At 74.4% G+C, this 10,449-nt stretch carries 12 protein-coding genes; 5 read left to right on the top strand and 7 right to left on the bottom strand.

Translation table 11 applies throughout. The features are described 5' to 3' along the window. On the bottom strand, window positions 1–267 hold a 267-nt coding region (locus ACLWS4_RS23745; RefSeq protein ID WP_416875179.1), incomplete at its 3' end, for a hypothetical protein. Between the two features lie 402 nt (window positions 268–669). Here ACLWS4_RS23745 and ACLWS4_RS23740 point away from each other — a divergent pair. Next, on the top strand, window positions 670–1,422 hold the full coding sequence (locus ACLWS4_RS23740; RefSeq protein WP_416875178.1) for a hypothetical protein: 753 nt from the start codon (window positions 670–672) through the stop codon (window positions 1,420–1,422). A gap of 815 nt (window positions 1,423–2,237) precedes the next feature. Next, complete coding sequence (locus tag ACLWS4_RS23735) at window positions 2,238–3,896, top strand: hypothetical protein (RefSeq protein WP_416875177.1); 1,659 nt, start codon at window positions 2,238–2,240, stop codon at window positions 3,894–3,896. A 955-nt stretch (window positions 3,897–4,851) separates the two neighbouring features. Here ACLWS4_RS23735 and ACLWS4_RS23730 read toward each other — a convergent pair. Together ACLWS4_RS23730 and ACLWS4_RS23725 are read right to left on the bottom strand one after the other, a co-directional pair. Further along, entirely contained in the window at window positions 4,852–4,983 is a 132-nt protein-coding gene (locus ACLWS4_RS23730; protein WP_416875176.1) for a hypothetical protein, read from the bottom strand. A 195-nt stretch (window positions 4,984–5,178) separates the two neighbouring features. Then, window positions 5,179–5,616 (bottom strand): hypothetical protein, encoded by a 438-nt coding sequence (locus ACLWS4_RS23725; RefSeq protein WP_416875175.1) that lies wholly within the window; start codon window positions 5,614–5,616, stop codon window positions 5,179–5,181. Between the two features lie 85 nt (window positions 5,617–5,701). Here ACLWS4_RS23725 and ACLWS4_RS23720 point away from each other — a divergent pair, with 85 nt between their 5' ends. Next, window positions 5,702–6,313, top strand: a complete 612-nt coding sequence (locus ACLWS4_RS23720) for a hypothetical protein (RefSeq protein ID WP_416875174.1) — start codon at window positions 5,702–5,704, stop codon at window positions 6,311–6,313. An 847-nt stretch (window positions 6,314–7,160) separates the two neighbouring features. Here ACLWS4_RS23720 and ACLWS4_RS23715 read toward each other — a convergent pair. Then, window positions 7,161–7,877, bottom strand: a complete 717-nt coding sequence (locus ACLWS4_RS23715; RefSeq protein ID WP_416875173.1) for a hypothetical protein — start codon at window positions 7,875–7,877, stop codon at window positions 7,161–7,163. A gap of 286 nt (window positions 7,878–8,163) precedes the next feature. On the opposite strand from ACLWS4_RS23715, the gene ACLWS4_RS23710 reads away from it, so the two are divergent. Further along, on the top strand, window positions 8,164–8,505 hold the full coding sequence (locus ACLWS4_RS23710; RefSeq protein ID WP_416875172.1) for a hypothetical protein: 342 nt from the start codon (window positions 8,164–8,166) through the stop codon (window positions 8,503–8,505). Window positions 8,506–8,667: 162 nt separating this feature from the next. On the opposite strand, the gene ACLWS4_RS23705 is transcribed toward ACLWS4_RS23710, so the two are convergent. Then, window positions 8,668–9,405: a hypothetical protein gene (locus ACLWS4_RS23705; protein WP_416875171.1), complete on the bottom strand. Its 738-nt coding sequence runs from the start codon at window positions 9,403–9,405 to the stop codon at window positions 8,668–8,670. A gap of 46 nt (window positions 9,406–9,451) precedes the next feature. Between ACLWS4_RS23705 and ACLWS4_RS23700 the strand changes: the two genes are divergently transcribed. Further along, window positions 9,452–9,586: a hypothetical protein gene (locus ACLWS4_RS23700; protein ID WP_274538711.1), complete on the top strand. Its 135-nt coding sequence runs from the start codon at window positions 9,452–9,454 to the stop codon at window positions 9,584–9,586. 70 nt (window positions 9,587–9,656) lie between these two features. Here ACLWS4_RS23700 and ACLWS4_RS23695 read toward each other — a convergent pair whose 3' ends face one another. Together ACLWS4_RS23695 and ACLWS4_RS23690 are read right to left on the bottom strand one after the other, a co-directional pair. Continuing rightward, window positions 9,657–10,091, bottom strand: a complete 435-nt coding sequence (locus ACLWS4_RS23695) for a hypothetical protein (RefSeq protein ID WP_416875170.1) — start codon at window positions 10,089–10,091, stop codon at window positions 9,657–9,659. A 153-nt stretch (window positions 10,092–10,244) separates the two neighbouring features. Beyond that, window positions 10,245–10,370, bottom strand: coding sequence for a hypothetical protein (locus ACLWS4_RS23690; protein WP_416875169.1), 126 nt, complete (start codon window positions 10,368–10,370; stop codon window positions 10,245–10,247). Between the last annotated feature and the right edge of the window lie 79 nt (window positions 10,371–10,449).

Raw genomic sequence — 10,449 nt, 5'->3', positions numbered from 1 at the left:
CCGGACGGCCCCGGACGGCGGTCCCGGCCCGGACGGCCCCGGACGGCGGTCCCGGCCCGGACGGCCCCGGACGGCGGTCCCGGCCCGGACGGCCCCGGACGGCGGAAGCAGGCACCCGGACGGGGCGCGGCCAGGACGGCGATGGACGGCGACGGCCAGGTCCGTGATCGCCTGGGCCGCGACCCGGTAGGTGTCCGCCGGCAGCAGATACCGGCCATCGTCCCGCCAGGCGTTCGCCGCCGCGGCCACGGCCAGGTAGTCCAGCACCTAGTCGCCGAGGTAGACGACATCCCGGATCCACCCCGGCCGCCCCGGCAGCACACAGACACGATCCGGACCGGCTCCTCGCGCAGTCTTCACCACCCCACCCTCCCAACCCGCGCAGCCGGCGCGCGGCCGGACGGAAGAATCCCCGACAACGGATCTCCTGGGCCACCAGCAGAAGGCCAGGCACAGGCCTCCTGGGCCACCACCAGGGCGACCTGACGGCCAGCCGCCCCGGAACGGACCTCCACGGCGGCCTGACGGCCACCCAACCGTCCCGCCAGGCCGCCGAGCACACCACCAGGAGAAAGCCGGCCCCGACAGCCCGGACCAGCACGGGTACCTGCAGCTCCAGACGGTGCCCCAGGACAGCCAGCACCTGCAGGCCGTCGGTAGGCTGACGGCATGGCAGGCCTACTACGGTTCGGCGCGCTGCTGGCGCACCTGACGGGCCACCGGGCGCTCGGCTCCGCCACGCTTGCGTCAGCGGCCGGCATCGACCCGGCAGAGCTGCAAGCCGTGCTCGGCGGGCAGCCGCCGACCGGACGGCTATTGAGAGACCTCGGACCGGCACTCGGCCTGCACGCCGCCGACCTGTTCGTCCTCGCCGGACAACCGGTGCCCGACGACCTGACACCGATCACCCGCAACCCGAACTGGTCGATCAGCACCGTCGTCTACAACGCGATGATCATGCCCGCCGAGAACCGGCGACCGCTGCTGGACGCGATCCGGGCGCAGCCCCTGGTGCGGCGTGAGGGGCGTGGCGGGGTCGACCGGCCGTACCACCGGTACGAGCCGGGCTTCGGCGCGGCGCTCCTGGGGCTCGCCCACAGCCGGAACCTCACCTGGCCAAGCACGGTCAGGGCCCTGTACGCGGTCACCGACGGACGGATCTACCTGTCTCCGTCCACCATCGGCGGGGTCGGCCGCGGCACCGTCGAAGCAACCCCCGAGCTGGTAGCCGGCTTCGCCGGCGTGCTCGGTATCCCCGCCCCCGACCTCGCAGCACTCGGTGGCATCCACCTACCCGACGACCTGCCGCCGCTCCACACCCGGGCCGTGGACCTGGCCACGGTCATCTGGGAAGCCCGGCGCCTGACCACCACCCAGCTCCAGGACGTCGAACTCACCTCCCGCCACCTCGCCGGCCGCTGACCCACCTCCCCCACCAGGGCGGCCTGACGGCCACCCACCCGTCCAGCGAGCGGCGCAGCGGACGGGCACGGCCCCGGACCGCGGCCAGCACGGCGGGACGGCGACGACGACGCAAAGGGGCCCGGACGGCCACCCCCGACCTGCGCACGGCCCCGAACGGGGCGGAGCCCGGGCGGCGGACCCGGGACGGCGGCGGCCAAGCAGGGGCGCAGCAGGCCCAGACGACGGCGCAGAGCGGCCCGCACGGCCACCGGAGACGAGCCCGTCGCCGACAGCGGCGCAGCGGGCGGGCAGGGCACAGCAGGCCGGAACGCCCCAGACGGGGCCCGGCGGCTCCACCCCCAGACGAAACCGAACACCAACCCCCGCCACCACCCCGCCAACCACAATCCCAAACCGAATTCAGACCACCACAGGCAGCGAATCCATAAAAGCAGCAGCACGGAATACCCGGCGGAATTCACCCCCAAAACACGCCCAACAAAACCCCACCAGCCCCACCAGCGGCCGACCCGACCCCCAATCCCACCCACCACACAAAGTAACCAAACCCCACCCCACACCGACCCCGCGAACATCCCCAACAGGCACAACCAAAGGTCCAGACAACCCGGCCTGTGGGGCCATTCCACGCCCCACAACACCAACAGGTCACACCCTGAGAGCTTCGGGTGGTTCCGTCACCGGGAGACGGTGACGCAACCACCCCGGTGCGGCCCAGGCCAGCGGCGGGCGGGGCCGGGACGGCGCGCGGCCGGGCCTCACGCGCCGGGGCCCGCTTCCGATCCGGCTGGCATTTCGTCAGAATCCTCCGTGTGACGGAACCCTTGAGCACCGGGCCGGCCTGCACACGGCCGGGATGCGGCCGGCCCCTGCCGAAGGCGGCCACCGGCCGCCCCGCCCTGCACTGCAGCCCCGCCTGCCGCCAGGCCGAACACCGCCGACGCCGCCTCGAGGAACAACTCCCCGCCCTACGGGACGAGGCCCGCACCCTCCTGGCCCGCCTCGGCGGCGACGAACAGGCACGCCAGGTCCTGGAGGGCCTGGACGGCGGCCAGGCGGCGGTGTTCGTCCGGCACGCACGCGCCGCCCAGGCCGCACTCGACGGCGCCTTCGCCCTCCTCGGACTCCCCGCGCCAGCCCTCGACCAGGCGGCCGGCGAGCGGCAGGGCTACACGGCCGCCTCCGCCCTGGCGGCGGCGCCGGCCCCCGCCGGGCGCGGCAAGCGCGCGCAGGTCCGCGGCCAACAGGCCGTCCCCGAGAACCTGCTGACCGCCTTCCAGAGCGCCTGCGGAGCCGGAGCGGACGAGACGACGGCGAGGCCGGACGCCCTGGTCCCGGACGGCGACCACGGCCACGGTGAAAGCCCCAGCCGCGGTGAAGGCCCCGGCCGCGGCCGCGCACCGGCCGCCGAGCCGGTACGGGTCCGGGCCGCCCTGCCCCCGGACACCCGCCCCCTGCCCACCACCACCGCCTACGACGAACTCCTCCCCACCTGCCGCCGCGCCCGCCCGAAGACTCCCGACCACCCGGCAGGTGGCACCCCGGGCGAGACCGGCCGGAAGACCACCCGCGCCGCCGGGGCGAACACAGAGCAGCCCGGCCCGGCCCGCCGCTCCGCCGGCCCCGGTGGCAACGACGGAACCGCCCGGGCGCGGCAGACGACCACCACGACCGGAACACGGCAGGTGGCCACGGCGGCCGGGGCCCAGCTCACCGTCGTCTTCGACGACGGCACCCCGCACACCCACCCCGAACCGGCCCGGTCCCGCCCCACCACCCCGGAGGACACCGAGACCGAACCCACCACCCCGCCAGGCCCCGGCCAGGAACAGGACGACACCGCGCCCGCGGCCACCGAGGACGAGCTTGCCGCCGCCCGGCCGGACCCCGGCCTGGTCGGTGAGGTCGGCGACGACGCCGTCGCCGAGCCGCGCGAGCGGCCGGACGCGCCGGACGCCGAACCGGAGAGCGGGCCGGACTACGACGGCGGGGCGCAGCGGCAGAAGGACCCCGCCCCCGGACGGGGCCGGGACGACGACGCGCTCGCGGCCACCGGGGACGGGCCCGCCGCCGACGGCGGCGGGCCGACACCGCGGTGGTACCCGCGCCGACACCCGACAGCCACGACGCGCTCGCGGCCGCCGAAGCCGAACCCGCCACCGCCGCCCGGGCCCTCGTCGGCGACCCGACGTCCGGCCTGTCGAAAGCCGTCGAACGGCAGCTGTACCGACACACCGCGGCACTGGCCCGTGGCGAGGACATGCTGCTGCCCCACCTCCGCTACGCCACCGCCGACCTCGCCAGCCGCCGCGGCCGGCTCCGCCTACCCGACACCCCCCAAGGCCAACGCCTACGGGCTGCCCTCGCCACCTACGAGAACGCCTGGAACACCACCAGAACCAGCACCGCGAACACCACCGGGAACACCACCGGGAACGGCACCGGGAACACCACCGGGAACGGCACCGTGACGGAATGACAGGACGATCCACCACAACCCCGCCCGTAACGAAACCAACCCCACCAGGCAGCGCAGCCCCACCAGAGCAGGCCAGGACAGCGGGCGACGGCCAGGACAACCAGGACGGCGGGCGGCCGCCGAAGGCGGGGCGCGGCGGGCAGGACGCAGCAGGCGGGGCGAACCCCGGCGCAGCGGGCCTCGACCGGCAGGGCGGGCCGGGCGGGCGGTGTGGGCCCGACCGGGCGGCGACTCGCCGACCGTCGGGTGACGGTACGCCGGCGGCCCGAGCGAGGCGATCGGCAGCAGGCGGTACAGAACCAGCCAGCCGGCGGCGGCCGGGGCAGAACCGGACGGTGCGCGGGCAGGCGGCAGTGCAGCGGGCGGGCGCGCGGCGTCGTCGGCCGACGGGGTCCGACGCCGGCCGGGACGGGCACCGGGGCGGTCGGCGATGTCGGCCAGAACGACGGGCTCGTCCTCCTGGCGGCCTGGCGGAGTCGCCGTCGCCCCACGTATGGGAGGCGGCCGGGCGGGGGCCGGCCTTCGCCGAGCGCTCACCACCGCCACGGCCCGCCCCCGGCGGACAACGTCGCCCCGGCCCCGGGCGCGCCCGCCGTCCCTCCCGCACAGCGGGCGCCACCTAATCGGCGAGTTCGATGGCAGGTGGAAAGACGCCGCAGCCCTCATGGATCGGTGCCTGTGCCGAGGCTGCGAGCGCGCGGTGTGCCAGTCGGTCGTCGAGCCGCCGGACGCCGTCCCGGCCGTCGCCGTCCGGATCGAGGCCCTGGTACAGCTCGACCTGCTGGCCGCCCTCGGTGACGATGCGGAGCGGGCGGCCGAGCCGCGGCCGGTGTGCGAGTTGGCGCGCAGCGCTTCCAGTGCCTTGGTGGCGCCGAGCTCCTTGGCGCGCTGGGCGGCGCGGTCGGTGACCACGGCGTCTGCCGGGTCCGGCTGCTGGTGCTGGTCGGTCACTCAGCGCCCTGCCGCGCCAGCAGGTCGGCGACGGCCTGGTCGACGGCGTCGGATGTCTCCGGGTCGGCGGCGAGCAGCACGCGGCCGCAGTAGGCGGCGACGATCTCGGCGACCGCGACCAGGTCCACGACGGCGGGGAACCTGGTCGACCTGGTCGAGTCGGTCGACCGGCACGCGGCGCAGCAGCTGCTCGGCGAGTTCGGCGTCCAGGCGCTCGGCGTCGCCGGGGTTAGCCGTAGCCGGCCCGCAGCGCGGCTCGCAGTTGTGGCTGCGCTGGCCGGCGGCCCTGTGGTGCCACTATCTGAAACCACCGTCGGAGCGAGCTACGGAGTGATAGAGGTGATGAAAACGTCGTAGAAGTCGATGGTCGCGGCGCCGTCGCTGACGTGACCGTTGTTCCTGACGACGATGTCGAGGAAGTGGCTCGTCGCAGGTCCAGGAAAGTCGATCTGACTCCGCGTGGCCATCTGTATCACCTCGGCAAACACGGTCTTTCCCGAGCCTGAGCCTGCCTGGACAGTGGCCGTGATCGCGGCGCCGCCGAAACGATCATCCGGGCCTACCGAGAAAAAGACCGTCCCGTCGGGCGGGATGGACTGTGGTTCTGGGTGGACCGAAAAGCATGTGACGTTGGCCATGATCGTTCCCCGTGCTGTAGTCGGAATCTGCTCGCTGACCTGGAGCCACGCGGGCGCCACGCCCAGCTCCAGGATCGGGTCATAGCCAGGCAGGTGCCACTCAACGTAGTGGCTGCTGCTCACGCTCACGGTCCGCCGCCGCCTCGCCGCCCTGTCGGTCCCCACGGTCGTAGCTCTACGGGGCGATGGGGCCGTTCTTCTTCTCCGGGTGTGCGGACAGGACGTAGCGGGTGGCGGCGAGGTTGGAAAGGCCGAGAAGCGGGGCGCGGTCGGCGCCGAGTTCGGGGTGAGCCGCTCGACCGCCTACCGGCTGCTGGACCTGGCGGCCACGGCCGAGGCGATCGAGGCGACGGTCCGGCGGGAAGCCGGCCTGGAGCTGTCCCACGCGTGGGACACCGGCCTGGTACTGCCGGTGCGGGCGGTCGTCGAGCTCAAGGGCAGGACGGCGGAGCTCACCGACCTGATCACCGAGCGCCTGGCCGACGCCGGCGCCTCGGGCGGGCGGCCGCCCGAGGCCACGGTCGTCGCCGAGATCGTCGCGCGTTCGGTCGCCGACGTCCGGTCCCGGCCCGACGTTCCGGCCGCCGAGCTCGCCGTCGTCCACGGCCCCGACGGCTGGGACACCGAGCAGTGGCACTCCTGCGTCGCCCGGGGCCGCGACATGGCCCGGCAACGGCTGGACGTCCGCCACGAGCTCGGCCTGCTCGCCCTTCAGGTCGCCCCCGGTTACCTCTGCGACCGCAAAGCCGAGGAAGCCCTGGGCATCCCCGGCGAGGAGATCGGCAGCACCGCCGAACAGCCGCCCGCCGCTACGCGCTGACCAGCGACCCGCGGGCCGTCGAGGCACCCTAGGCGACGGAACGGCGCGCGACCGCGGGGCACCGCCCGGCGGCCGGGCACGGGCCCAGCAGGTTCCGTCACGGCGGGACGGTAACGGAACACCACGGACAGGCCTCCGCCGTGTACGCCGGCCCCGCCGCGAGCACCCGCTACTCGGCCCAGCCCAGCGAACAAGCCGGGCCGAGCCGGACCACGACACCGGGACGGCGCCGGAGCAGCGGGACGGCGGCGGGGCGGCGGCAAACGCCGAGGCCGGACGGCAGGCGGCAGGCCAGGACGTCGCGAGGACGAGCCGGAACGGCGGCAGCAGGCTGGGAACAGCAGCGAGCCGAACGACGGGCGGCCATGACCGGGGCAGCGGCGAGGACGTCGACCCGGCGCGCTCGGCGAGCGGACCGACCGCCGACCGCCGACCGCCACGACGACAGCACCGGATGCGGGTGGGACGGGACGTCGCCGAGGCAAGCCGGACGGCACCCGGAGCGGCGAGGCCGACAACCGACGCCGGAGCCCGACAACCGCCGGAACGACGACGCCGGGGCGAGGCCCCCTGGCGAACCCGGCGACGAACCGGTGCAGCAGCGGACCGGGGCGGGTGGGCCTCAGACGAGCTGGACGCCGATCGGGGCGACGCGGGAGTCGACCAGCTGCCGGCGCCGAGGAGAACCCCGCCGTCGACGAGCCGTTGGCCGCAGCCCCGGCCCGGTGCCGCCCGGATCGAAAACCTGGTGCAGTACGGACCGTCCGCACCCGCTCGGTGCCCGGGGCGGGCGGCCAGCGCGCGGGCAAGCGGCAGCGGCCACCCGGGCGGCGGGTCCGGTTCCCGGTCAGCGGCAGTTGTGGGCGGGTGGGTTGCAGAGCCTGACATCGCTGACGCCCGGCAGGCCCGCGATCCTCTGCCGCAGGACGGCCAGATCGGCGGCGGGAGTGCGAGGGGCGAAGACGACCGTGAGCGTGCCGCCCGGTACTCCGCCGGTCTGCCCCACACTGACGCTTGTGGCGCCGTGGCCGAGGCCTGAGCCGTCGACCAGGAGCTCCGCCGGAAGCGACGGGCCAAGGAGTGAACTGCCCTCGCGAACGGTGGCGAGGAAAGCGTCCGGCTCCCTGAAGTACGGGCCGATCAGCAACGGGCCGAACGCCCAGCCGGCAAGACCGAGAGTCACCACCGGCACCAGGGTGCCGACCAGCAGCGGGAGGCGGCGGGACCCGGGACGCGACCGGCTTGCCGCGGCGAGCAGAACGATGCCCACCGGCGCCAGCACGAAGAGGCCGAAGAGGAAGCCGACAGCCGAGAGCGCGAGCACCCCCCAGCCGGTGACCCGGCAAGCTGCCCGAAAGTTGTCCGCACTCCGCGCGAGAAGGGGTACGGGTGTTACCAGTGAACCGAGCATGAGCGGACCGTCGAGGAAGGTCCCGCCGCTGGCGGCCGCCCAGACCAGTGCTGGTGCCGTGCACAGCATCGCCAGTACCACCAGAACCCGTGCCGCCCGCGGCACCGGCCGACACACGCCCGACGTATCCACTCGCCCCCCAATATTGAACACGTTCAAAGTCTAGGGGCGTGACAATAGCAGGAACCGTCCCCGCGGTGGTGTCTAAGTACGCTGGCCCGGGACGTTCATTCCGGTCCCTCCAGCCGGTCCGGACGGCGGCCAGGGCCACGACGAAGGCTCCGACCACAGCCCCCGCCCCGGCCAGAGCGGGACAGCCCCGCCCCACAGCGGCGGGACGCGGCGGCAGACGGACGCCGGACGGGGGCAGGACGACGACGCGCTCGCGGCCACCGGGGACGAGCCTGTCGCCGACGGCGGGCGGGCCGACACCGCGGTGGTGCCCGCACCGACACCCGACAACCACGACACGTTCGCGGCCGCCGAAGCCGAACTCGCCACCGCCGCCCGGACACTCGTCGGCGACCCGACGTCCGGCCTGTCGAAAGCCGTCAACCGACAGCTCTACTGGCACACCGCGGCACTGGCCGCCGGCAACACCACGGTCCTCCCCGCCAGCCAGGCAACCGCCGACCTCGCCCACCGCCACAGCCTGCCCGACACCCCCCAAGGCCAACACCTACGAGCTGCCCTCACCACCTACCAGCACGCCTGGAACAGCGCTGTCCAAGACGACACCGCAGCAGCGGGACCACACGACGATCCACCACCCGGCCCGTGACGAATCCACCAGCCACCAGGCGACGGCGGCCGACGGGCCAAGCGGCGGGGTGGTCCGGCGGCCGCTGAAGGCTGGGCGAGCCCGGCACAGCAGGCGGCGGACCGGGAAAGGCACAGCAGGCAGCGCCAGCGGACGAGGCCTTGGTGTCGGGCGGCTGGCGCCTCAACAGGCAGGGCCCCAGTGCCGGGCGGCGGCCCAGGCAGATGCACTCGGCGGCGAGCAGGCGGCGGGGCGGCCGGCTCGGTGGGCGGCCTCGCGGGCACAGTCGGCGACGTCGCGTCGGTGGCGTTCGGCGCGCAGGGCGTGTTGGAGGGCGGTGTCGTGGTCGGGGTCGTAGCGCTCGGCGCGGGTTTCGGCGGTGTGGTCGCGGACGCGCTGCCACTCGGCGCGGATGGTGTCCGCGGTGGCGTAGGCGGTCTCGTCTCCGGCGTTGGCATAGCGGTCGGCGGCGCGTTCGTCGTCCCGGGCCTGGTGCAGGGCCTGCTGGATGTTCTCCGGGGTCATCCCAGCGGCCCGGCGGCGGACCCGGTGGCGGATGCCGCCGAGCAGCCCGTGCTCCTGGTCGTCGCCCTCGTCTTCGTCCTGGGTGTGGTCGGGACGGGTGGGGTGCTGGGCGAGGGCGGCGTGCAGCGTCGCGCCGGCCTGCCAGGCCTCGGCGTGGACGACGGGCTCCGGCAGGCCGCCAGGGCGGGTGGCAAGGACGATCCGGCCGTCGACCAGGGCCACCCAGCCGTCCAGGCCGTCGACGTCGCGCTCGGTCCAGCCGCGGGCCGGGCCGGCGCCCTGGTGGAGGGTGCGGATGCCGTCGTGGCCACTCCAGCACAGCCACATCGCGCCGCGCACCAGCGGGGAATCCAGGATCGGGCGGCCCAGGTCCCGGCCGGCGGGCGCGGTACTCACCCGCACCGGCCACCGCCTCGACGCCTACCTCGCCGATGTCCGCGAATTGCTGCTCCGGGCAATCCTCCAGGAGGAGACGTGGCCCGGCGTCTTCGCCGCCGTCGCCACCCACGTCGACTGGTACGCCGCCGGCCTCGGCCTCGCCGGTCGTCGCCACGTAGACCCGGCAGGGGCTTCCTGAGTCGCCGCAGCTGACGAACGGCACCCGGCGACGATCCGTACCTGTCGGTCGCGCGCGCCCGACGGGACCCTCAGCATTCGTCCGGCTCGCCCAGGCTCCAGCCACCGACGGCCGCGAGCGGCCCCCGCCAGGCCGACAGCCTCCGGGCGCTCCGCCCCGAGCGGACGGTGACGTCTTTCAGGTGCAGGAAGCGTGGGTCGGCCGCCCTGCGGCGACGCCCGCCCTCGACGGCCTGGTCCAGGTGCCCGATCACCTCCCGCACGACCTTCCGCATCCCGTAATAGTCGGCGTCCGCTACCTGTCGGACGTACAGGTCCTCCCATTCCGCGGTCGGGATCACGGTCCCGGTGACGAGCGCCCCGTCCACCGCCAGCGTCAGAACGATGTCCTCGGCGACGTCCTGGTGCTCCACGCCAACGCGCAGCAGCTCCAGGTAGGGGTCCGGGTAGGCCTCCCTTTGCAGCATCACCCTCAACGCCGGCTGTACCGCATCCCGCCACGACATCCTGCTGGTCTCCTTCCGCTGGTGGGTCTGGTTCCGGCTATGCCCCGGCGGGGGTGGCGCTATCCGCTGGTGATCTGTCGGCGGTGGGCTGGAACCTTGGAAACGCGTGCGGCGCCCGGCCGGTGCCGGACACCGCACGCACTGATCGAATGTTCATCGGGCCTGGGACTCGGCCTCGCGCTTCAGGAGTTCGAGCAGTTCAGCCGCCATCTGGACGGCCTGGCGGTGGTCCAGCGCGTCAAGAAGCAGTCGGGCGGATGTCCGAGAGTCGAATGGCACCAGGCGGACCGTGGCCTCCGGGGGCCCGGCCGCGTGGGATCCGGCCTTCGCGGACGCGGACGACTGACTTCTCCGGCAA

This window comes from Kitasatospora sp. SC0581, from assembly GCF_048159585.1.
GTDB lineage: Bacteria > Actinomycetota > Actinomycetes > Streptomycetales > Streptomycetaceae > Kitasatospora.
The sequence above is the reverse complement of the archived record's forward strand: the minus strand, read 5'-3'. Positions and strand labels throughout refer to the sequence as shown.